Genomic DNA, 24,029 nt, shown 5'->3' on the forward strand with positions numbered 1-24,029 from the left:
TCTGCCGGCACGACCGAAACGGCTATTGGTGGAGCTCGCCCCCCCCAGCCCATGAGCGTGAGCTGGCGGCAAAATGCAGTCTGGTCCTCAACACACTCGGTTCGAATCGTGCGGAACGGGAATGCCTTACCGGGTCAGGATACGCTATCCTAATCGTGCTAAGACAAGCAATTCTCGCAACATACCAACGCTGTCGCCGACCACCTGTGCCGCTCAGGCGACCCATCTGACATCGATAGACCGGTAAGGAACGGCGCTCGCCGCAGGGTCTGCTGTTAGTTTCAGATGGTTCTCGACGCGACGCGGGCTGTGATCACCAGCTCGTACGAGCGCCTCTCGGCGTAGATTGTCGCCGGCAATATCATGGTGGTTTTGTGCGGGGGCGATTGGAGATGCTCCCTTTTTGAACCGTATGCGTCGATTCGCGCCAAGAGGTCTCCTGCATTGCGGATGCGTTGATCTGGTCGGGTTGCTCGGACGATGCGGTCCGGGCATCCGCGATACGCTGGAAAAGCCGGTTTGCGCAGACAATATCATTCCCGCCGCCGAAAGCAAAAAAGCGTTAACCACCGCAGCCGCTTAAAGGAGTGAGTAGCCGCTCGCATTGAGAGCCAGCGCGACTTTGCCGAAGTCGGTTCGTCGTCGGGTAGTCAGCCCTGCGCCGCCGCAGAATGGATCGTAGCGCTCCTCGTTCCCAAAGTGAGATCGGGCTCATGAATGCGCGTATCACAAGGGTTTTTGCATGGACGTCACAGGTATCGGCCAATCCTCTCAGTCTCAGTTCGCCACTGTCCGAAGCCGGGTAGGGCGCAGCACCTGTCGATACTTTCAGTAGCAGTATTTGTCGCTGCCGCCACTCCAATCTCCCATCCAACTAATCAAGTCCAAAGGATCCCCATCATGGCTCTTAACTCAATGAAGATCGCGCCCAAGCTCCTGGTTCTCACTCTCGTGACGGTCGCGATTGGTGCCGGTGTCAGCATCTATGAGGCAATGAAACTTCGCAGCATAGATAAAACTTTCAGCGCAGTGTTGGATAATGATGCGAGCGGTACGATCAAGCTCGCGGAAGTCACAGGCAATTCGGATTCGATCGGTCGAGTGCTTTACCGCCTGATTGCCGAGTCCGATCGGACGAGCATGGAGAAGTCCGTAGCGGAGTTGAACCAGGTCTTTGATGAAACCGATAAGTTCGTCGAAACCGCTTCGGCGTTCTACCCAGAACGAAAGGAAGAATTCAATACGATCAAGGCGGACTTGGATGCAGTGCGCGCCTCCACGCAGCCGATCATCAAAGCCGCATTGGTCGACGACAACGAAACAGCACTCAAGCTCACCGCCAGCAGTTTCGCTCCGGCGCGCAGTAAATTCGATGCTGATGCGACAAAACAATACGAATGGGCGAAGTCCGAGTTGAAGCGCAAGAACGAAGCGGCAAATGTCGTGACAAACACGACTATCGCAACGAGCTACACGGTACTTGCCCTTGGCTCTTTGCTTGCGGTTTTGCTGGGAGCTTTTGCTGGTATAGTGCAGGTCGTGAAGCCGGTGCGGCGTCTGACCGAGGCAATGCATATTCTCGCCAGTGGCGACCTGACCATCGAAGTCCCAGGCGCCACACGGGGCGACGAATTGGGCGCCATGGCAAAAGCCGTCGAAGTGTTCAAGCAGAACGGCATTAAAGTCGCCAATATGAGTGTTCAGGAAACTATCTTCCAGAAAAAGAGTTCAGACCTGCAGTCAGATATCCGAACGGTGGTAGCGGCGGCCGTTGCCGGTGATTTTAGCCAACGTATCGACAGGGAATATGGCAATCCTGACCTCGACCGCTTTGCGGCGAGCGTCAACGAGCTCGTGTCCTCGGTGGAAATAGGGATTGTCGAGACGCGTCGAGTGATTACCTCCCTAGCAGAAGGTGATCTGACCGACGCTATGAAGGGGCATTTCCAGGGCGCTTTTGGTGAACTGCAGCAGAATGTCAACACCACGATGACCAATCTACGCTCCGTGATTGGCGAGGTTAGTGCGGCCATCGATACTATCAATAGTGGCGCCGGTGAGATGCGAGTTGCTTCAGGGGACCTTTCGAAGCGAACGGAACAGCAGGCTGCCTCGCTGGAGGAGACCTCCTCTGCCCTCGAGGAAATCACAGTTGTTGTTAGGAATTCAACAGAACGAGCGCAGGAAGCGACCCACATGGTCGATGAAGCGCGCCGCAGCACGGAGCAGTCGAGCGCTGTGGTCAAGGATGCCGTATCGGCAATGGAACGCATCGACCAGGCCTCGGGCGAGATCAGCCAGATTATCAACGTAATCGATGAAATCGCGTTTCAGACCAACCTTCTGGCGCTGAATGCCGGGGTGGAAGCCGCTCGAGCCGGTGATGCTGGTAAGGGCTTTGCGGTTGTCGCTCAAGAGGTGCGCGAGTTGGCCCAGCGTTCAGCCGTCGCCGCAAAGGACATCAAAACATTGATCTCCCGTTCGAGCGGGGAGGTTCAGTCAGGCGTCAAGTTGGTAACCGCCACGGGCGAAGCGCTCGGCTTGATCCAGGAGCACGTGGTGAAAATCAATGAACATGTTCATTCGATCGCGACGGCCGCCCGCGAACAGTCGTCCGGCCTTTCTGAGGTCAGCACCGCGGTGCATCAGATGGACCAGGTAACGCAGCAGAATGCTGCGATGGTCGAGGAGTCTACCGCGGCCACCAACCGACTAGCGGAGGAAGCTTCTAATCTGGCCCGCCTGATCGCCCGCTTCAAGCTCGATGATAGCCGGCCCAACATCCGAATGGCCGATCGGACGAACAAACCGATGAGTTCTCCGGCACGCGCCCTGGGCCAGAAACTGACCAGTGCTTTCGGTGCAAGGGTTGCAACAGCAGCAGTATCGAAGGAATGGGAGGAATTTTGATGTCCAGCTTGAGCGAAGGCCACCGAAATAACTGCCGTATTCCGAGAGGTAATTTTCCCTGACTCCCATCATATCTTTGCGCTCCGCGAAATGTGAACGGGTTACACGAACGCCTTTCCTGCAGAGCCTCTTTGTAAAAACTGGTATAATCTCGAAAGAAAACGATGACCCAGATCGTCCGATTCCCGTCCCGCGAACTTACGCAACAAGGTGGTGGCCGGCTAATCGTTGTGGAGCAAGAACCTTGTCATCACGCTATCGGAGAGGTGTTGGCGCGAGCACGCGAAAGCATGATCTCGGCAACTAACAATATGGAGGCGCTCAACGCTCAGCTGTTGACCCTGCGCAAAGGAGCGCCACCCGTCACCTCAGTCGGCGACACTTAGTAACCAGTTGGCTCGTGTCAGTGAGTGCCTCCTCCCCATTTCAAATGCTTCTTGGCGTTTAACATGCAAATCATCGATATCGAGCCAAGCACTCAAAACGCGGACTTCAGCCTACAGCACGCGTGGCACCTTGCATGCACAGGCCGGTCGGATGAGGCACTGACACTTGCCGGCCGACTTCTGGCCGAGGCCAGGTCGCAGGGCGACGATCGGCTCGCCGCTCAATGCGATACCGATATTGCCTGGTACTGCTTTCAGATCGGCAAGGCCGAACTCGGGCTAACGCATGTCCGCCAAGCGGTGGATTACTGGAAATTGACCGGGGAGCCGACCCAGGAAGCCTACGCCCGGGCGTATTTCGGATGGCTGCTCCTGGAATTGGGTTTGCCAGAAGAAGCGATCGAGGAGGCGACCCGCGCATTGGAGCTGGCTGATAGGAACGGCGATCTGAAAGCGCAAAGTCTAGCGACCAACGTTATTGGAATTATCTTCTGGTACAACAAGCAACCCGACCGGGCCATCCTGATGAGCGAGAGGTCCGTCGAACTCGCCAGATCGATCGGCGACAGGACCTATGAATGCTGGTGGCTCATCAATCTCGGCGGCGCCCATTCGGAGAGCGGATATATTGCCCAAGCCCTCGGCAAACCGGAGGAAGGACACCGGCTGCTGCTGCGCGCGCTTGAGCTGACCGACCAGGCGCTCGACATCGCAATCGAAACCGGCGACAGCTGGGCAGCCCGCATTTGTCTCGGCAACAACGCCGATTACTACAGCCATATCGGTGAGCACGAAAAGGCGCTCCAGTGCATGGAGCGCTACCAGCTGTTTCAAGAAAACAGCTATGTCAGGGACAGGCAGCAATATCTCTACACCCTGGGTCAGATCTACATCAATTATGGAAAATTCGCGGACGCCCGAGCGCTGCTGCTCGAGGCGATGGAATCGATCGGCGAGGGCGGCAGTTTTGATTCCTATATCCAGATCTATTATTATCTGTCTCAGGCGCATGAAGGGCTGGGGCAGTTCGATCTGGCGCTGGAGGCCCACAAGAAATACCACCAAGCATATCTGCAGAACAGCGCCGAGAGAACCCAGCAGCGCGCACGCCTGGCCGAAATCTATTATGAAACCAAGCGGCTCAAGGAAGTCGCGGAGACAGAGTCGAAGCGCGCCGAAACGCTGGAAGCCTCCTATCAGAAATTGCAGGAGGAAACCGATATCCTTGCCAGCGCCGTTTATCTTGACGGGCTGACTGGGCTCTATAACCGCAAATATCTTGACAGCCGCTTCAAGGAGCTGGCGTCCGAGACGCGTCCATATTCCATCGCGATGCTGGATGTCGATCACTTCAAGTCGATCAACGACAACTTCTCCCATATGATCGGCGACCAGGTGCTTAGCGCCATTGGAACCATATTGCGCAACCAGTTGCGGATTACCGATCAGGCGATCCGCTTTGGCGGCGAGGAGTTTGTCGTCCTGCTGGCGGGCCCTCCCGGAGGGGCGGCCGATGTCTGCGAGAGGCTGCGTTCGACGATTGAACGCTGGGACTGGGCGCAGATCTGCAACGGGCTGCTCGTCACGATCAGCATAGGCGTCGCCGGTAGCCTGTCCGCCAATTCTCCGAGCGAGATTTTGGCGATCGCCGATCAGAATCTCTATGCGGCGAAAAAGAGCGGCCGCAACCGGGTTGTTTCGTAAGAGGCAATCCATACAAGCGCCTTTTCATACCTCCTATAGCTGTTGGTAGCAGGTCGCACCGACTCTACCCCTCCACGCGATCAATGCCGCGCTCCAGTCGGACGGTGCGGGAAGCAGCCAGACGCTTGATCAGGCTTCGAACGAAAGCCGTTGCGTGGGCGCGTCCCGCCATCTGGACGCGCCCGCGCCGCTTCGTGAGCTGCACGTTCACAAATTACGCTGCAATATCGACGCTTCTGGCAGAATGCGAACGAACGGCCCTACGATCGGAAAGTCTAAATTGGTTGACCAAATCAGTGAGGTGTCTCGACTTCGCTCGGAGTTCGGACGCAGCACCTGTTGTTTCTTCAACCATTGCCGCGTTCTGTTGTGTGACTTGATCCATTTGCACTATGGCGGCATTCACGTCAGTAAGGCCGCTAGCCTGCTCTTGTGCTGAGGCGGATATTGCCCCTATCAGTCTATCGATCTCGTTGACCTTGCTTACAATAATCCCCAGCGTCCGGCTCGTATTTTCCACAAGCTCAACCCCTTGCTGCACCTGCTCTGAACTCGTGGCGATAAGTCCCCGGATTTCCTTGGCGGCTTCAGCCGAGCGCTGCGCCAGAGCACGCACTTCGGACGCGACGACTGCGAAGCCCTTGCCCGCATCGCCAGCACGCGCGGCCTCGACGCCCGCATTCAGCGCAAGCAGATTGGTCTGGAAGGCTATTTCATCGATGACCCCAACGATCTGGTTGATTTGCCTGGAACTTTTGGCGATTTCACTCATCGCTTGTTCCGCTTGGTTCATGATCTCGCCTGAGCGATTGACATCGGCTTTGGCGCCGGATGCCACTTGAGTCGCCCGTTTGGCATCCTCGGAAGTGCGTTGCACGGTGGTTGTGATTTCCTCGATGACCGCGGCGGTCCTTTCAAGCGAATTTGCTTGCCGTTCCGTGCGATGGGAAAGGTCGTCGGATGCTGTCGCAATCTCGTCGGTGCCAGTGCGAATGGCCTCCGCTGTCGCACTGATATGAAGCATTGCATCCAACAAAGCTTCAGTTGCGCCGTTGAAGTTGTGCTTAGCGGCCTCGCTCTTTCCAGGAAACGCCGCCTCAATTCGGTAGGTAAGGTCTCCGTTTGCAAGGGAAGTGAGCGCTTCGCTGAGCTTGGTCATGGAGACCCGGTCAGCTTCTGCTTCACTTTCTTTGAGCCGGCGATCGAAGTCGGCGCGCTCTTTTTCAGCGGTAGCCGAGATTTCTGCAAAAAAGTGATACATCGCAACCGATACATCAATGAAGATCGAGTTCAAAAGACTGCGAATGAGCTCTCGACGTTTAGCGGCCGTTCTCCACTTAGCGCCGTCGACAAGGGTGATCACCAATTCCGCCGCATAGCTGGCGTAGCCCGGCGAAAGATAGACCGAGTATTCCACCATCTGAGCAATGTTGCTGGCAATCTCGGCCTGTTCGGCAAAATATGCCTCCGAAAAATCGCCTGTAGAGATCCGATTGAACTTGCGTAGCTCTTGTTGATAAAGCGCCTCCGGAAGCTCTTTGAAATCCGGGTTGACCGTACGGTAAGCGCAACTCAGCACATGACGCAGGTTTTTTTGAACGAGGTCTCTGACCTCCTTTCCAAGCTGTTTTTGCGCCTCACTCCACGGCTTGATCTGCTCTTCAATTTTTTTCATTTTCATCTCGTTAAGTTGGATCTGAGGCGAGCTTTGCTCTGCCTGAGAAAGAAATCCCGATCGCTGTCTCGGTTTTTGACGATTAGAATAGCCAGAGAAGATCTGTTAGGATAAACAATCGGCTACCAACGGCACGTTCGACGAAATTGCTTGCGCAATCCGGATGAAGCGGCGCGGAGCGGACAGAATTTTCGGCTACGCCGCCAAGCCCCTCCGTCCGCTGAGTGCGGCAATCAAATGAGTTGAAGAAAACAAAAGCGTCTGTGTGCGCTGGATATTGCTCCGCGCGTGCGCCAGGCAACGATTTGAGCCGCGGACGTCAATCCGACAAACTTCGATGAAGAGACGAACCGCGTGACGCCCAACGCAAAAGGTTTGCCGAGTTCTGCCGCAATGGAGCATTCCGTCCTGATGTTCTGCAGCCCGCTTACCGCGTCTGATCGTGCGTCGCGCTTCAGGCGTCGCAAGTCAACAAATGCTTGAGGTTCCAAGCGCCTCGCGCCTGTTTGCGATCTTATCTTCGAATTCCGCTTGGGAGCAGAGCGAACCGACCCCAGAAAGACGCATGCAAGCATAATCGCCTTCGTCGTGAACTCCAAAACCAGCTTCCGATCTCGATCGCTGGCCGATGTGCACTTTACCGGTTATCCGGTTTATGGGGCCGCCAGCCGCTTAGCGCAGCTAAGATTGGCACTCAGAAAATTTTCCAAAGGAAATCAATAGCTCGTTCACCGTCTGGGTGTTTCCACAGCACTTTCTGAACGTTGATTGAGCACGCCAATGACCTTCCTGATGATTTTGCTGCGGATATACCGGGACCTTTATTCTAACATCCAGCGCCTTGCCGCGGACATACACGGAAACTTCGCCGTTCTAACAGCCTTGATCGCCGTCGTCCTTGTGGGAGCAGCAGGAGGAGCTATCGATTTGGGACGAGCATTGAATGTCCGCGCCGACTTGCAGGAATCATTGGATGCAGCTGTCCTGGCGGCAGCAAGGGAGCCGCAAGCACAAAGGCTTGCCGAAGCACAGACGTTTTTCCGGGCTGGCGTATCATCGCTTGGCGAATATGCGCCGACGGCTACGTTCGTGATCGGTGCGGATGGGACGGTCTCCGGAGAGGCTACGGCGTCCCTTAAGACGTCGCTACTGGCAGTCTTGAACTTCGATCAACTGCCTGTATCTGTCCAGTCCGCGGCTGTCGGTTCAGCCGGAAACCCGGCGACTGACGGCACACCTTGCATCCTCCTCTTGAACGGGGATCAGAATGCCCTCTACGTCAATTCCGGAGCTGGAATTCACAAGACCGATTGTGAAATTCATGTTCACTCGACGGCCTCACCGTCCGCTACTTTTACCGACGGCGGCAACGGACTGCAGGTGGCAAGAATTTGCATCAAAGGACCACAAGTCGCTTACAACAATCAACTCAATCCCAAAGTCGAGCGAGGCTGCAATGTCTCGCCGGACACGCTCGGGAGCGCCATGCCTTCCGTCAGTAGCCTGGGTTGCGATTCTCAAATGGGCGGCCATCTGCCTGACAACAAGATCGTGCACAAGCTGTCGCCGGGCATCTATTGCAATGGATTGAGTGCGAACGGATCGCCCACGATCGAATTCTCGCCCGGCCTTTATATCATCAAGAGTGGGGATTGGTTCTTCAATTCAGGCACGACACTCATTGGCACCGACGTTACGCTCTATTTTGCAGACACGTCCAGCATGCATTTCAACGGCAATGTGAACATCGATCTGTCGGCACCAAGGGCAGGCACTTACAAGGATATCCTCATCTTCGAACAGCATGGCCTCGCCAAAACCGACTGGCTGTTCGATGGGAACCAGAACGCCACCCTCAACGGAATAATCTATCTCCCAAGCCGCAACATTCATTTCAATTCGACGTTTGCCATGAATAATGACCGTGCCGCTATCGTCCTGGATAAGATGAGTCTCGATGGAACCAACTGGGATATAAAGCCCCTCAATGGCGCCGGTGGGACGCAGACCAGCGTCGCCCGTGGATTGAGGCTGACGCGTTGATTTCGTCGATCGCCGGTCCACCAGATCGAGAGGAGCGTCTGGCGCTGCTTGGATCGACACCCATGACCAATGAAGGAACCGCTGCCGCTGCCCGCTCGCGTTCGAGCGAAACGATATATGCGAACGTTGACGGCGACGATTGCCCAGGAATCAAGGCAGATTGACGTGAAGCCCGACGATATTTTGGCCCAAGACCAGAAACACCGAACGTCGTGCTATCGCCCGCCGTCGCCACGGCTCCGGCCGACTGCAATTGTCAATGTGATATGCGCCGAGGCCATGCGCACGAACACGTAGGCGTCGCAGATCACCCGGAAACGATCGCTTTTTTGAGCGAGGTTGAAACCGTCGTGAGCGCCGCGACTGAAGGGGACTTTCGGTTACGAATGACGACAGATCACGTTCATCCTAACTTCTGTCGCGTCGCTATGCTTTTCAACGCCATGCTATCCTCGACGGACAAAAACATCGCTCAATATTGCCAAGCCGTGAGCGCGTTGGCCGCCGGAGACCTGATCATAGTGATACGCGGTGAACACCGGGGGGCCTTTAAGCGCCTCCAAAAAAACTTCAACCTCGCCATGGCGACGATGCGAGCGGTGCTCGGTCGACAAGGCATATATCTGTTTGCCGAAACCGCTGGCAAATTCTCCGGTGCGATTGCCCGATTTCGGGCTCGCCGCGTGCTATACAGGACGAGCGGTGTCGAGGAGTTCAAGCCCGTCATTTCGCCGGCGCGAGTGCTCCGACTGAGGCTCGCGCGAGCCTTGGGGATCGAAATACCCACGAGTCAGATCGACACCAATCCGACGGCGCCGAACTCCCTGCTTACACCGCTGCCATGCAGGGTGCCCGGCAGTTCAGCTGGTTGTCCAATCGGTCTGAACGACATTGGTGCTAATCTGCGAGACGCCGTGGTCTGAAGTCTCGCAATAGCCGGCTCCTGGATCCGGTTGATCGATTCTTGCAGTGGGCCCTGCGTTGTGCCGTTCCTCATGCGGCGCGATTTTCCAGGCTTAGTTTACTGGAAATCTCGTCGGCCGACATTGGCTTGCCGAGGAGATAGCCCTGGAACTGATCGCAGCCAGTTTCCCGCAATAATTCTGCCTGTTGTATGTTTTCGACCCCTTCGGCTGTTACGGGAATATCGAGGGCTGATGCAAGGGCAACCGTCGCGCGGAGAACGTCAACGCCTCTGGGGTTTTCCCCGAGTCCCGACACCAGAGAGCGGTCGATCTTCATGCGGTCGAAGCCGAACAACCGCAACGCACCGATGCTGGCAAAACCGCAACCGAAATCATCGAGTGCAAATTTAATGCCGACGTGTCGGAGTTGGTCTATCGACCGGCGCGCTTGTTCCGGATTGGAGATCAACACACCTTCCGTGATCTCAAGACTCAGGCGTTTCGCATCGAAACCGGCCTCTTCAAGAACCGCAATCACCTGGCCGGCAAAGTCCGGATTACACAGCTGGACCGGCGACACATTGACCGACAGGGACAGGTTCGACCAGTTCTGAGCGTGAACGATAGAAGTTCGCAACATGTGGATACCGAGAGCATCGATGAGACCTGACTTCTCGGCGAGCGGAATGAAGATCTCCGGACTGATGTTCCCAGCCGGGCTGCGCCAGCGGGCCAGGGCTTCAACCCCGATGATCGCCTCTGTCGATGCGCAAACGAGCGGTTGGAAAACCGGCTCGATTGCGCCGCCGTCTATGGCTTTTCGCAACTCATCTTCCAGGTCAGCGATGCGCTGGCGTTCTCGGTCGAGCTCCAGCTCGTATACGATCGCCTGCCCCTTGCCATTCTCCTTGGCACGGTAAAGAGCCATGTCCGCTCTGCGAAGCAGCTCCAGCGGCGGTATGCTTCCCGTTTGGGGGGCGACTCCAATGCTCGCGCCCACTTCGATCGTCCGCCCATTGATTCTGAACGGCTCGATGAAAATTGCCAGGATCGAGGACTGAATTGCGTGGCGGCCAACCGACCCGACATGCACCAGCGCAAACTCGTCACCACCCAGCCGCGCAACAGCCCGGATTTCCGGATGACAATCTCGCAGGGCGGTAGCGACAATTCGGATCAGCTCGTCTCCGACGGCGTGTCCCCAAGCATCGTTGACGGCCTTGAATCTATCGAGATCGATCAGGTAAAGCGACGCCGAGGCCGCGCCATCAGATTGCTCAAGTTCTTTGAGCAGCCCGTGTCTGTTGAGAAGGCCGCTCAAACTATCATGATCTGCCTCAAAACGCGCTGTTTCCGCCGACCGTCGAAGACGCTTCGCCTCGGCGGCGCCGGCGAGAAGGACGGCCGCCAAGAAGAGCGCAAGGATGCCGCCTGCTGCAATAACATCAGGATAAACTTTTCTAAAGAGAGCATCTCCCGGAGCCCTGCTCGGCCAGACGAAATAGGCGATCTCGGCGCCGTCCATATCCTTGACGGGTGCACTCAAAAGCCCCGGTTCTGGCATTGCCTGAAGCCGTAGGCCGTCCAGTTCGTGCTCGTCTGCCAATGCGTCGAGCATCTCCGGCCTGAGCTCCTTGTAGAAGCTCAGAGTGCTAAGCTTGGGAAGCGTCGAACTTATTTCTGACGGTTGGATCGCCTGCGAGGAGACCAATGAGACGCCGTCCTTAGTCTTGAAAAAATTGACCAGTGGGCGTTGCCCTGGCTTTGCCGCGGCCTCGACCTGGCGTCTAAAACCATAACCGAAATATGTGTCCGGTTGGAACGATTGTCCTTTGAGATAAGCGGACACGATGCTGCCATCTGGAGCGGACACGACGACGCCATCATACACCGGAGTGTCCTTGCTCGTCTTTCCCCACATCTTGTAGGCGAACTCGGCGGCTGCATGCGACCCGATCGCTGCATAGGCATCGTTCGAGAGAGCGTTGTTGGCCGTCGTCCCTTCTAAATGCTCCGAAAGCTCTGCGACGACCGTACGGGTCAGATGGTTGGCTCGTGCGTCGTCTAGTTCGGTTGCCGAGTGAGTCATCGTTGCAACGACGCGCGTGACGAGGCCGGTAAGGATAAGAGCGACGGCCACGAACGAGATCGTCACAGCGATGACGGAGTAGGTCTGGACTGAAACGTGTTTTGCGGTGACGTTGATCGACATGAAGAGTTCCAGAATTGCAATGGATATCGGCCGGCGTCGACCTCGTGGTATCGATGCGATCGCGAGGTCGACCAGTGCTCTCAGTCCTGGCTTGAGGATAAACCGTTCGATTCATTCGAATGGCAGAGGTCATCCCGGCTGCATGACGCAGCAGATAATTGTCTCGGTGACCGACGCTCACTCACGCCGATAGTCGGTGAAGTATCCGAGCACTGCCGCAGTTATTCAGCCGTAAAGTTAACAATAACTGACCTCTTCTACCTGATCCGCTTATGATTGCGCCAAACGCATATTTCTTCCGAAAACGGATATCGGGTCGGTGTTATTGCTTCTAGTCCACACCCTTCTCAGTGGATTTCCCGCTGTTCCGATAGCCGTCATCCGCAAGAAACGCCGATAAACGCACACATAATCATAGCAAAACGCCAATACACGGATTCGTTAACCTTCACCCCGTTTAAATAGGCACTTGAATCGAAGTAATCGTGCAACCGCCGAAAGACGCTCCATGACCCAGATCATACCTTTCCCTTACTGCGAAGCGTCGCCGCGCAATGAAGACCACCTCATTGCTCTGGAGGAAACAGCCCGCGATGCCGCTATTCGGGAGGTTTTGACGCGAACGAAAGACAAATGCTGAGCACGGCGGATTATATGGAATCGCTCTTCGCCGAGTTGCTGACGCTCAGGGATTAATACTGTCTCGCGCGCCGTTTCAAAAACCTGAAGTCGGAACGCCACAGATCGCGTCCGTCCGCAATCCGTAGCCCTTCGCAAAGCGTCCGCACAAAGTCGGTTTCGCATGTTCAACGCAGAAACCGATCTTATTCGCTGCTGTAGACAGTTTGCGTCCCCACCAAGCTCAATCGCAAACGCGTCCGATTGCGTCCAAGATGATCGAATGATGTCGATCCCAGTTTCGAACAGGCTGCAGGGCCATGAAGCGTTCCCGGTTGCTCCATAGGATATAAGTCATGACTACAAGCACGTTTTGGCGCATCAGCACAAAGTTGACGCTGCTTTCCGCCGTCGGAGTTTTTCTGGTGGTGATTATGCTTCTCACAAACTGGCTCGGCGGTCGGTTTGCCGATGAACGCGCTCATGATCAAATGGATCAATCAGTTATCGCCCGCGATTTGGTCGACGCCAAAGCCTCCTTGCGCGGCATGCAAGTCGGAGTGCGTGACATCCGGCTTGCTGGCTCTGCGGAGGAAATAAGCAAAGCCAACGATTATGTCGCCGCACGCCACCAGTCCACGATCAAATACCTGGACGAGGCCAGGCTCCGCCTGAAATTGCAGGTCAACAAGGACCGGGTCTCGAAAGTCATCGCCTTGGCCGACACATACTTCGCGACGGTCTCCGAGATGAAGGACATCGTAGCCGCAGAACTGCAGAGTAGCGGTGAGGATCCGACTCTTGAGGTCAAAGAGAGGGTAGTCCAGGCGAAACTCTTGAGCATTGCAGGCGAAGTGGGCAGCTTGCTGGATGAAGGCGTGGACACAGCGAAAACGATGGCCGCGAAGGCCGAAGAAGACGCGACTGCCGCATCTGATCTGGCACTTGAGCTCAATCTTGGTGTGGGCTTGTTCACGGTCATGACGCTAATTGCGGCTGCTGTGTTCGGCTCCCGCTCGATCGCGTCGCCCATCGCCCGGATCACTGACAGCATGAGCACTCTCGCCCAGGGGAATCTTGACGTGAATATTCCCTTCGCCGAGCGTCGCGACGAGATCGGGTCGATGGCGCGTGCGGTCGAGGTCTTCAAGGAGAATGGGGTCAAGGTCCGGGCGATGAACGCTCAGGAGGCTGCATTGCAAGCCAAGAGCGCCGACTTGCAATTGAGCATTGGCGAAGTAGTCACGGCCGCGGTTGCCGGCGACTTTACCCGACGCATCACGAAACGATATGATGATGCCGACCTCGATCGTTTTGCTGTGAGCGTCAATGAGCTTGTCGCCTCCATCGATCGTGGTATTGCCGAGACACAGAGGGTTGTTTCGGCACTCGCCGAGGGCGATTTGATGCAAACCATGCAGGGCGAGTTCCAGGGCGCCTTTGGTGCGCTGAAGAGCAACGTCAACATGACTATGTCAAACCTGCGTTCAGTTCTCGACGAGGTGCGATCAGCAATCGATACCATCAACGGAGGAGCCGGCGAGATGCGCTCTGCCTCTAGCGATCTATCGAAACGCACAGAGCAGCAGGCGGCCGCGCTCGAGGAAACTTCCTCGGCACTCGAAGAGATCACCGTGGCGGTTAAGAGCTCGACCGATCGTGCGCTCGAAGCCAGTCGCATGGTCGTGGAAGCGCGCCTTAGCACCGAACAATCGAGCGCGGTCGTAAAGGACGCAGTGGCAGCCATGGGGCGGATCGAGCAGGCGTCAGGCGAAATCAGTCAGATCATCAACGTCATCGATGAAATCGCGTTCCAGACCAATCTGCTCGCCCTGAACGCCGGCGTTGAGGCAGCCCGCGCCGGTGATGCGGGGAAAGGTTTCGCCGTCGTTGCCCAGGAAGTCCGTGAACTGGCCCAGCGCTCCGCGAATGCAGCCAAGGACATCAAGGGCCTCATTAATCGCTCCAGCGACGAGGTCGGCGCCGGTGTGAAGTTGGTGACGGCGACGGGCGATGCTCTTGGCCAGATCCAAGGCCATGTCGTTAAGATCGACGAGCATGTGCACTCGATCGCGACGGCTGCGAGAGAACAATCGACAGGCCTGAATGAGGTCAGCACCGCCGTCAACGAAATGGATCATGTGACGCAGCAAAACGCAGCGATGGTCGAAGAATCGACGGCAGCGACCAGCCGGCTGGCTGACGAAGCTTCAAGGCTCGCGGGCCTGATTTCTCGTTTCAAATTCGACGGCTCCAGTCCCGCGCCGCGCGCCGTACGCCACGACAGCAGGCCCGTCGCATCGCCAGCTCGGGCACTCGGTCGCAAGGTTGCAGGAGCGCTCGGTGGGCGCGCGGCTGCCAGCGAATGGGAGGAGTTCTGATCGAGACTGAACATCGCTTCGACTGCCGCGGCCGATGCTGAGAGGACATTGAACGCTTCGAAGTGACTTCTCTATGACACCAGCGCGATACTCAACCCCGTCGGTGGCGCCACACGACGGGGTAAAACTTTTCTTGCGGCCGGCAGTGCAACCGGCTTTGAATTACTTCAAGCGGTAACGGGATTCCGGCGGAACTCTGCCGGCTTGAACAGTTCCTCAGGAAACTCGCTGAGGCGTGAGTGATGCAAATTGCCTCCCAATCCGTAGAATTCGCGGAAGCTCATGATCAGGGGGCGCCATTTCTCCGGATCAATCCGATCCTTGTTATCATCCCGCAAAATGCTCTCGACGGCGTGCACGCGGACGATTCGCACTTCAATCGCCTTCATGGGCGAGCGAATTCTCGGGTTGCCCACGCCAAAATCATGAACCGCAGCCAGTTCAGCTTCCAACTGAACGGGGCACTCGAATACGCGTGGCGGCGCCACCGCCTCGGACTGCACGGGCGTCAGGCCAGCGAGGCCGAACTTGTCCTCGACATAGCGAAAACCCATCGGTGTCTTGTTGCTCGGAACAGGATTGCTGCCGGTCGTCAACGCGAGGCGATCGACGGAACCGACCTGCTTTTCGGAAGGCAGGTTGAGCACGCACTGCCCGGTGCGAAGTATGTTCTCGACGGTCTTGGAGGTGCTGTTCAATCCCAGCATGCAACCCCAGCCAAGCCACCACGCTGAAGACATGGGCGCCAGGTTTGCAGTACCGTTTTCATTCAATGATGAAATCAGAACAACAGGCGTGCCCATGTAGAGGATCGCAGGGTCGACGGCTATCGCGCCAGGGGTCGAGCTGTCGGTGGTAACGAGTTGGGAACTACTTAACATAGTCGGTTCCTTTATCTTTTCTATTTTCACGAACGCGTAAGGAAATCGCAGTTGGCGTAAGTCGGCAGCGGAATCCGCGTCCAAACCGCGATATGGCGACTTCCTCATCGCGCTCAGGCAGGATTAGAAGCAAGCTGGATCGCAACGGAGGTCCAGTTTCGGACTGATGATTTGGTCCAGATAATAAAAGTACGCTTGATGAGATCCTGCGTCTTCGACCGCGACGGAGCAGTCCGAATTGCGGATTAAAATCGTGGAAGCAGCGACACCTTGCCTCACTCAAAGATAAGCTCGCGAAAAGAACACCGCCGTCGTCAGCAATCCGACCGCAATCGTTAGCACCCGCACGACCGATGCCGGCAGACTCCGTCCGACATGCGCTCCGATCCACCCGCCGATAACGGCTCCGATCGTCATCGGAATGCACTCTTGCCACATGATTGCGCCGGCCAATACGAAGACGACGACGGCGACCGCGTTTGCGGCGGTTACCATCACCATTCTTGTCGGGTTCAGGCTCTTGATCTCCCCGCCCCCGAGCACGCTCCATGCCGCCAGCATCATAAGGCCCACCGCGCCGCCAAAATAGCCGCCATAAAGACCGAGAAAGGCTTGAACCGTCGCGAAGGCGAGAAAATTCGGACGTGGCTGCGTCCGGAGCTTTGCGCTGAGCCTCGGACCTGCAGCCAGCATCAATGTCGCCACCAGCAAAAGCCATGGCAGGATGCCATCGAAAATCCTGGAGGGGGTTAGAAGCAACAGAACGCTTCCGGCCACACCACCCATCACTGTCACGATAGCAATGGGCATGACATTGAGGCCGCACACACTCCTGACCCCGAAACGGTAGACCGATGAGCTCGTCATACCACCTGGAAAAAGGCCAAGGTGCTCGTCGCGTTTGCGGCAACCGACGGCACTCCGACTGATATCAGGGCTGGCAGGGATACGAACGACCCGCCGCCGGCCAACGCATTCATGTTGCCCGCTAATAGACCAGCGAAGAAAAGAAGAATGATATTGTACATGTTCCGGTTGCCTTAGAGCGTTTCTGATTTTGTTTGAATCGCAGATTCCCTTTTGATGTCGAATGTGATTCAAGATGCTGGCTGAGAGGTGGTCAGCATTGATGGTCGCACCTCTTTCGAATGATCTGCGTGAACGTGTCGTGGGCGCTGTTGCGGCGGGAGAGAGCTGCCGCTCGGTGGCGGCGCGGTTTGGTGTCTCGGTTTCATCTGTTGTGAAGTGGTCGCAGCGGTATCGCCGCAGCGGCTCCGTCGCGCCCGGTCAGATGGGCGGGCATCGCAAACGCCTTTTGGAACCGCATCGCGCATTCATAGCCGAGCGGATTGCGCAGAGCCCGCAAATCAGCCTGCACGGTCTCAAGGCCGAACTGGCGGTGAGAGGGGTCATCGTCTCGCATGACGCCGTTTGGCGCTTCTTGCGCCGCGAGGGGCTGCGCTTCAAAAAACGTATGGCTCGCCCGTCTGCAAGTGGTCTGAAAGAGCCTGATCAATCTGCACCAACGTATCCGGTCTCAAGGCACACCTTGGCCAAGATGGAGCTCCGCACGCCCTGATCCTCATAAACGCTTCGGCGAGGTTCGCCATCTTTTTGATCGGGTTTTCAAGGCGTCGTCTAACTGTCAGGCCATCTTCCTCATTCCACCCGCAGATACTCACGGGGCAGCAACGCCTCGATTACGACACGGTGGCTGTGTGTTCGAACGTCACACGTTTCTGCAAAACCGCCCAAATGATCCGGGCTATCTTTGCTGCCAATGCGACGACAACGACATTCGGATGGGCGCGCGCGATCAGTCGGCGCAACCACGATCCCGTTGCGGTCTGGGTTCGCGCCAGGTGCGGCATAGCAGCCCTGGCACCATGGATCAGCATTCGGCGAAGGTAACCATTGCCACGTTTGGTGATGCCCAAAAGCTTGGGTCTGCCTCCGGTCGTCATCTGTCGCGGTACCAGCCCGAGCCAGGCCGCAAGATCTCGGCCACGAGCAAAGGCTTGCGCCTGGTCGATCGCAGCAACAAAGGCTGTTGCGTTCAATGATCCTATACCGGGAATCGATTCCAGTCTCTGACACGAGGCATCATTGTGGGAAAAGGCAGTGAACTCATCATCAAATGATATGATGCGCTCGGAGAGATCACGAAGATCCTGCCACATTTCTTCGAGCAAACGGCGGATCCGATCGGTCAACAGATCGCCGCTACTTTCGATCACCTGCGGCAGGACGCTCTCAAGTTTCTTGCGTCCCTGAGGAAAGGTGATGCCGCGCTCCAGAAGAATTGCACGCAGTTGATTGATGAGGGCGGTCCGCTCACCGACCAAACGATCTCTGGCGCGATGAAGGCTCTGCAGGTCGAGTTGCTCCTCAGTCTTGAGCTCGACGAACCGCATTGTTGGTCGGGTCGCTGCTTCGGCAATTGCCTCAGCGTCACGGTCGTCATTCTTCTGCGCCTTCACGTAGGGGCGAACGTATTCCGGCGACATAAGACGAACGACATGCCCTTGCTTTCGCAGCACGCGGCCGAGATGATGAGCGCCGCAGCACGCTTCCATGGCGATGATGCACCCAGGAAACTTTGCGGTCAGTTTCGGAATGCTGTCGCGGTGAAGTCGCCGGCGCAGAAGGACCTGACCAGCCGCGTCAATCCCCGCCACACTGCAGCTATTCTTGCCAAGGTCGATTCCCAATAATGCGATCTGCATGACCCGTCCCTTTCTCGATTGATCCTGCGCCATTGTGCAGGAGGTTGGGTGGGCGAGCCATTCCATAAACGATGTTTGCCCTTTACGTCCTTCGCAGGACGATGGATGAGGCAAGTTCGAACCCATGTCTGTGCCGTCGCATCACGCGGTAATCACGCTCCGGAGATTGAACCGCCTTCTGTAACGGGCTGTCCCGAGTCAATCCCTTTTGAGCTTAATCCCTCGCCGAGTGCTTGCTTCTGTCCGCAGTCGACGCCGGGGTCGCTGCTTTATGGGGTCTGCTGAGGACCGGCTGGCCAATCTAAGGACGCGCAGTCACCTCAGTGCTGCTTGCGGTTCATCGGCCTATCCGCTCCATCGTCCCGGCGAAGGGACCTTGCTCCGGTGGGCTGATGGTGGTGCCCGCCCGAAACCTTGTCTTGTTGTCTCGCTTCCTGCTCAGGCGGTCATGGCTGACGCCGCCTTGTAGGGAATGAAGTTGGTTTTATCCCTGAGCATGTGGTGCAACACCACCGCCAGCTTACGGGCCAGCGCAACACGCGCCTTTCTGGGTCCCGCACGTCTTGCAACCGCCAGCGCCCAGCTTTTGAGATCCGAACCCTTCACGGGGCGCGTCAGGATGACATTGGCCGCCTCGTAGAGCGCGGTTCGTACGCCCGCATCACCGATCTTCGAGATGCGGCCGCCATAATCGGTTTCGCCCGATTGATACTTCTTGGGCGTCAATCCGAAATGCGGCCCCACCGCTCGTGATGATCGGAAGCGCTCAGGCGCGTCAACAGCCGACACGAATGTCAGCGCCACCAGCACGCCAACGCCGGGCGTCGTCATCAGCCGACGTGCATTATCGTCCTGACGGGCCATGACACGCAGCTTTCGTTCAAAAACTGCAAATTCGTCCATAAGCGCGTCGCGCACCTTCAACAGTGAAACGGTGATCGCCTCCAAGGTCGGATGACCTTCAATCAGCTCGCGGATCCGTGCCGCATAGGTGCGCCGCGTGGTCGGCCCTACCTTGAGGCCGAAACCGCGCAGAATGCCCCGGAGGCTCATCTCGATGTCGTGAAGTTCCCTGGATGAGCTTGCGTGCGGTCAGCAGCGCTCGCACCTCCTGGGCCGGAAGAGATTTGCAGTGGACCGGCCTGAACCAGCCAAGCCGCATTAACTGCGCAATGCCCCGTGCGTCCTTCTTGTCGGTCTTCACGGGCATCGTCTTGAAAGCCGTCCGCACGTGGCGCGTCTCGATCAGTTCGACCGCCAGATCCGCCTTCGCCATTTCCGCGTAAAGCCATTGCGACAAGGGGCCAGCCTCAAGACCAATTCGTTCCATCGCCGCGCCCTGCTCGCCAAACCAGGCGATCAGCGCATCGGGTTCACTGTGGACCTTTGCCTCGCGCACGATGCGGCCATCCGCATCCACCACGCACACACTCGAGTATTTCAACGAGACATCGATTCCGGCATACTGCTTCATGGTCGTCTCTCCGTGATGCTATGGAGCAGGCCACTCCTGACTCCGCGACACCATCATTGTGAGGGACGACCACCAAGCCTTCAAACTCGCCTGGCTGGGATCCGCCCGTTACACCATCTCATTCTCCTAACCCCATGCTGGGAGGGCGAAACGCCGATCCCGAAGAGAAGCGAGGACCTGCGGAAGATGTCGCCCGGAAGAGGCGGAGACGCTCGTAAGCGCTTGACCTCAACACGCCGAATAGAGAAGAAGACATGGGTCCCACGCTTTTGCTTTTACCGGAGGACATGCAATATGCTGGGCAACGCCATTGCCGCAGCGAGCCCGAAGGCGCCGCCCCGACCGCGGTCGACGATGTGAATTTGCTGCTGCCTGAACATTGCATGCCGATGCGATTTCGGCTGGATCGGCGACGATTGCCATGCGACGCATCGATGATGCGACTGCAGATGCTAATGGCCTTGATGGCCGTCTGCATCGACGCCTCGGCCTGCGGAGTGGACGGGTATATCCCTCGCCTTTCCCTTTCTCTGTCGTGCCCTTGAAATCGATGTATATTATGGCAATATACATCAATGATTAATTGGGACCAGATCACCGGCTTCGACTGGGACGCGGGAAACGCCCGCAAAAGCGCTGAAAAGCATGACGTCGGCCAGGGCGAAGCGGAGCAGGTGTTTTTTAACGAGCCGCTCCTGATGGTTCCCGACGCAAGGCATAGCGCCGAAGAGCGACGCATCCACGCTCTCGGGCGCACCGACGATGGAAGGCTGTTGCATATCACCTTCACGCTTCGGCATAACCAATCGAAGATACGAGTGATCTCGGCCCGGGATATGAGCCGCAAGGAACGGAGCTATTATGAGCAAGACGTTTAAGCCAGTACCGGAATTCAAGACGGAAGCGGAAGAACGCGCCTTTTGGGAAAGCCAGGATTCCGACGATCATGTCGACTGGAGCAAGGCTGAACGTGTGCGCATGCCGAACCTGAAACCATCCTCGACATCAATCTCGCTGCGGCTGCCGAACGCGCTGCTTGAACGGATCAAGATCGCGGCGGGCAAACGAGACGTACCCTACCAATCGCTCATCAAGATCTGGCTCGCGGAAAAGGTCGACGCTTCTGGCGCGCAACGATGACGTTTGCGGGATTGACGAGAACATGGTGGAGCGCACGGCGGCGAAGTGATCCATGGTCACCTTCCTTTCATTTCAGACCCGGCACAGATGGCCGGTAAAAGCGACTAGAAATTATCACTTAGAAAGTCAGCCTTCAGTCGTATAAATTTACAAGCGCACCTGTCACCCCGCACCTGGGTGCTGATGAACGCTCTTTTCGGTCACCCGGCTCTGCCTTGCCCCACGAGGCGGAGCCGGTGGTTCTTTCTTACTTTGTGCGGCGCGGTGGCAGCATTCGTGCCCTGAGCAGTTCAGGACCTGCCCTACCAAAAATTGCCCGCCCGAGGGTCTAGAGGCAGTTGATCTGACCTTCGGCCTGCCGTTGCTCCACGGCAGTTCGATGGCATTGCTCACCGGGTGGATGTCTCTGCGCCGGACGTGGGGGAACCGCATAATAGGAATGAGTTCGGTGTCGATTGCATCATCGATCTATGCAGCCAGTGGTCCCGATCTCTTGCGCGGAGAATGCAGTTGAAACGCATAGCCAGGCGTCGCATCTCGGTAAAGGCCACACATCCTTGCTTTGTGCAGGCTGGATGCGCCAGCAATTGGGCGACGAAGAAAAACGATTCGATCAATCACAGCATCATTCGGCTCACAATTGAGTGCCTTCCAGAATGCGTTGGGCACCAGGCGCCAAGCCGAAGTCCGCGATCTAGCACTCCCGGAAGCGCACCCTCTCGGGCTCTGTTGCAAAAATTTCGGTTGATGCCCGAAAGAGCGGCGAAGATTTTGAGCGAGATTTTTGATGAGCGATTTCAAGCGGCGTCATTTTCAGGGCGAGATTATCCTTTGGGCAGTGCGATGGTATGCCGTTATGGCGTCAGCTACCGCGACCTTGAACAGATGATGGGTGAACGGGGCGTCGTCGTCGATCATTCCACGATCTATCGTTGGGTCCAGAAGTACACGCCGGAGATCGAAAAACGGCTGCGCTGGCACTGGCGTCGTCCGCAATCAACGAGTTGGCGTGTCGACGAAACCTAAGTGAAGGTTCGTGGCCAATGGACTTGCCTTTACCGGGCCGTCGACAAGCACGGTAACACGATCGATTTCTATTTGTCCTCGACCCGCAACGCCAAAGCCGCCAAGCGCTTTCCCGGCAAGGCCCTGAACGGTCTGAAGGATTGGGAAAAGCCAACCGTGATCAACACCGACAAAGCTCCGACTTATGGCATCGCCATCGCGCACTTGAAAGCGGAAGGTAAATGCCCCAGCGAGCTTGTGCACCGGCAGGTCAAATATCTGAACAATCGTCGAGGCTGATCACGGCAAGCTGAAACAGCTGATCAGGCCGGTGAGAGGTTCAAGACGCTGAAAACGGCCTATGCGACGATCAAAGGTTTCGAGGTCATGCGAGCCTTGCGCAAGGGCCAGGCTGCGATTTTCAATCTGACGGGTGACGTTCGTGGCGAAGCCCGTATCGTTGAACGGGCTTTTGGCATCGGACCGAGCGCCCTGACGGAAGCTGCGGCATTGCTCGCACCGCCAGGTTGCCAGGTAATCAACGTCCTAACCTCCCGCCGTCTTGACCAAAATGGAAATTTGCAACAGAGCCATGCTGCGACCGTTCTACCTCAAACAAGCAGAGTCGCAATCTTTCTCAGCGCCGCACTAAGTTCAACACGAGTAGGCGCACCGAGGCAAAGGCGAATCCCACTTTGATCGCTTTTCGTTAATAGGGAAAGTGCAGGCTCGGTTACTAATATACGGTTTTCGCGTGCAGCGTAAGCAAGGGCGACCGCCGCAGAGTGGCGCATCGGTAGGAACATGTGGAATCCGTTTCCAATCCAAGCATCCGTTATGGACGCAAAGACTGAAGCAGCTAGCTCGTTGCGAGCAACCGCTTCTGAATATGTCATCGACGCGATATGGGATGCGACGCCGTCCACGACCCATCGATGCATGACAACGCTTGCAATCGGAGAGGCGCCGGACCCTTGCGCACGGATCACGTGCGCGAGCTCATCTAGTTGGTTGGATGGCGCGATTAGAATGCCGATACGCAACCCAGGCGTGAGTATCTTGGCTAAGCTGCTGATATAGTAAGTTCTTTCAGGCGCTAGATCGAGAAAACAGAGATGATCGGGAGCGGAGAAGGCTGAGTATACGTCATCTTCGATGATCAATATATCTCGGTGTTTGCAGATGCCCGCAATATCCGTCAGCCGCGAGCGCGACATTGTCTTGCCGGTTGGATTCTGTGCAGTCGGGTTCGTGAATAACACCAGACGTTTCCCTTTCGCCGCGACCTCGCACGCGGTCCTGTCGAGCGCCGATGGCAGGATGCCCTCATGATCAGTTCCTAGCCCGAGTAATTCAAGGCCCAATAGACCAGCGATCCTCCGGAGACCGGGAAACGGAAGATCGTCGGTCACTATGCAAACATCCGGCGCGACCATCGTCGCGAGCACAACACAAAGTGCTTGCTGGCCCCCGTTACAGAGGATCATCCGCTCAGCATCCACGGAGGCGCTGTAGCGTTGCAGCCACCCCGCGAGTGCTAGACGATGCTGAAGGTCTCCCTGCGGAGGGGCATAGGCTCCGAAGGTCTTGGCGTCTATCGCCGACGCAAGCGTAGCCAATGTCCCACTCAGCAATCGGTCCGACAGAATGTTTGGAGGCACGTTCACGCTTAGGTCGATTGTCTCGGTGATCGCGAGGTTTTGGCCGGTCGCGAACATGCCGCAGCCGTGGACCGATGAGGCTAGGCCCTGGCGCTCCAGCAGTGCGTAGGCCTTCGTTACCGTTCCCAAACCAACGCCTAGTCGGTAGCTCAAGTCCCTTTGGGCCGGCAACCGCGCGCCAGGGGGGATCTTTCCACTTATCAGATCCTCCGCGATCGCAGCGGCGAGGCGATGATAAATCGGCTCATTGCCTTTGGCGAGTCGTGGCTCCCAAGGCGATTTCAGCAGCATACTACCTCCAAAAAGTG

At 56.8% G+C, this 24,029-nt stretch carries 13 protein-coding genes and 5 pseudogenes; 10 read left to right on the forward strand and 8 right to left on the reverse strand.

What is annotated here, in order from left to right; all coding sequences use genetic code 11:
• The first annotated feature begins 900 nt into the window (after positions 1-900).
• Both QA646_RS28905 and QA646_RS28910 read left to right on the forward strand, forming a co-directional pair.
• Positions 901-2,910 (forward strand): methyl-accepting chemotaxis protein, encoded by a 2,010-nt coding sequence (locus tag QA646_RS28905; RefSeq protein ID WP_283060724.1) that lies wholly within the window; start codon positions 901-903, stop codon positions 2,908-2,910.
• A gap of 449 nt (positions 2,911-3,359) precedes the next feature.
• On the forward strand, positions 3,360-5,000 hold the full coding sequence (locus tag QA646_RS28910) for a diguanylate cyclase (RefSeq protein WP_283060726.1): 1,641 nt from the start codon (positions 3,360-3,362) through the stop codon (positions 4,998-5,000).
• Positions 5,001-5,214: 214 nt separating this feature from the next.
• On the opposite strand, the gene QA646_RS28915 is transcribed toward QA646_RS28910, so the two are convergent.
• Positions 5,215-6,675, reverse strand: a complete 1,461-nt coding sequence (locus QA646_RS28915) for a methyl-accepting chemotaxis protein (protein ID WP_283060727.1) — start codon at positions 6,673-6,675, stop codon at positions 5,215-5,217.
• Positions 6,676-7,455: 780 nt separating this feature from the next.
• Between QA646_RS28915 and QA646_RS28920 the strand changes: the two genes are divergently transcribed.
• Both QA646_RS28920 and QA646_RS28925 read left to right on the forward strand, forming a co-directional pair.
• Entirely contained in the window at positions 7,456-8,718 is a 1,263-nt protein-coding gene (locus tag QA646_RS28920; protein WP_283060728.1) for a TadE/TadG family type IV pilus assembly protein, read from the forward strand.
• Positions 8,719-9,104: 386 nt separating this feature from the next.
• Positions 9,105-9,641 (forward strand): chemotaxis protein, encoded by a 537-nt coding sequence (locus tag QA646_RS28925; RefSeq protein ID WP_283060730.1) that lies wholly within the window; start codon positions 9,105-9,107, stop codon positions 9,639-9,641.
• 70 nt (positions 9,642-9,711) lie between these two features.
• On the opposite strand, the gene QA646_RS28930 is transcribed toward QA646_RS28925, so the two are convergent.
• Positions 9,712-11,835, reverse strand: coding sequence for an EAL domain-containing protein (locus tag QA646_RS28930; protein WP_283060731.1), 2,124 nt, complete (start codon positions 11,833-11,835; stop codon positions 9,712-9,714).
• Positions 11,836-12,809: 974 nt separating this feature from the next.
• On the opposite strand from QA646_RS28930, the gene QA646_RS28935 reads away from it, so the two are divergent.
• Complete coding sequence (locus QA646_RS28935) at positions 12,810-14,834, forward strand: methyl-accepting chemotaxis protein (protein WP_283060733.1); 2,025 nt, start codon at positions 12,810-12,812, stop codon at positions 14,832-14,834.
• Between the two features lie 167 nt (positions 14,835-15,001).
• On the opposite strand, the gene QA646_RS28940 is transcribed toward QA646_RS28935, so the two are convergent.
• Both QA646_RS28940 and QA646_RS28945 read right to left on the reverse strand, forming a co-directional pair.
• Entirely contained in the window at positions 15,002-15,637 is a 636-nt protein-coding gene (locus QA646_RS28940; RefSeq protein WP_283060734.1) for a flavin reductase family protein, read from the reverse strand.
• Between the two features lie 357 nt (positions 15,638-15,994).
• Positions 15,995-16,743: pseudogene (locus QA646_RS28945) on the reverse strand (sulfite exporter TauE/SafE family protein).
• A gap of 101 nt (positions 16,744-16,844) precedes the next feature.
• Between QA646_RS28945 and QA646_RS28950 the strand changes: the two are divergent.
• A pseudogene (locus QA646_RS28950) lies at positions 16,845-17,192 on the forward strand (transposase); the annotation flags it as partial.
• Positions 17,193-17,415: 223 nt separating this feature from the next.
• Here the strand turns inward: QA646_RS28950 and QA646_RS28955 are convergent.
• Together QA646_RS28955 and QA646_RS28960 are read right to left on the reverse strand one after the other, a co-directional pair.
• Entirely contained in the window at positions 17,416-18,441 is a 1,026-nt protein-coding gene (locus QA646_RS28955; protein ID WP_283061037.1) for an IS110 family transposase, read from the reverse strand.
• A 438-nt stretch (positions 18,442-18,879) separates the two neighbouring features.
• A pseudogene (locus QA646_RS28960) lies at positions 18,880-19,915 on the reverse strand (IS110 family transposase).
• A 254-nt stretch (positions 19,916-20,169) separates the two neighbouring features.
• Here QA646_RS28960 and QA646_RS28965 point away from each other — a divergent pair.
• From QA646_RS28965 to QA646_RS28975, 3 genes are read left to right on the forward strand one after another with little or no spacing between them, the layout of a single operon-like run.
• Complete coding sequence (locus tag QA646_RS28965; RefSeq protein WP_283060735.1) at positions 20,170-20,460, forward strand: hypothetical protein; 291 nt, start codon at positions 20,170-20,172, stop codon at positions 20,458-20,460.
• Between the two features lie 30 nt (positions 20,461-20,490).
• Positions 20,491-20,793 (forward strand): BrnT family toxin, encoded by a 303-nt coding sequence (locus QA646_RS28970; RefSeq protein WP_283060736.1) that lies wholly within the window; start codon positions 20,491-20,493, stop codon positions 20,791-20,793.
• Positions 20,777-21,055, forward strand: coding sequence for a BrnA antitoxin family protein (locus QA646_RS28975; protein WP_104826330.1), 279 nt, complete (start codon positions 20,777-20,779; stop codon positions 21,053-21,055). Before QA646_RS28970 ends, QA646_RS28975 begins: the two co-directional genes overlap by 17 nt.
• A gap of 247 nt (positions 21,056-21,302) precedes the next feature.
• On the opposite strand, the pseudogene QA646_RS28980 reads toward QA646_RS28975, so the two are convergent.
• Positions 21,303-21,618, reverse strand: a pseudogene (locus QA646_RS28980) (ISL3 family transposase); the annotation flags it as partial.
• Between the two features lie 224 nt (positions 21,619-21,842).
• Between QA646_RS28980 and QA646_RS28985 the strand changes: the two are divergent.
• Positions 21,843-22,576, forward strand: a pseudogene (locus QA646_RS28985) (IS6 family transposase); the annotation flags it as partial.
• A gap of 95 nt (positions 22,577-22,671) precedes the next feature.
• Here QA646_RS28985 and QA646_RS28990 read toward each other — a convergent pair.
• Positions 22,672-24,012: a PLP-dependent aminotransferase family protein gene (locus tag QA646_RS28990; protein WP_283060738.1), complete on the reverse strand. Its 1,341-nt coding sequence runs from the start codon at positions 24,010-24,012 to the stop codon at positions 22,672-22,674.
• Between the last annotated feature and the right edge of the window lie 17 nt (positions 24,013-24,029).

The sequence above is a fragment of the Rhizobium sp. CB3090 genome (genome assembly GCF_029714285.1).
In the GTDB taxonomy this organism is placed as follows: Bacteria; Pseudomonadota; Alphaproteobacteria; order Rhizobiales; family Rhizobiaceae; genus Rhizobium.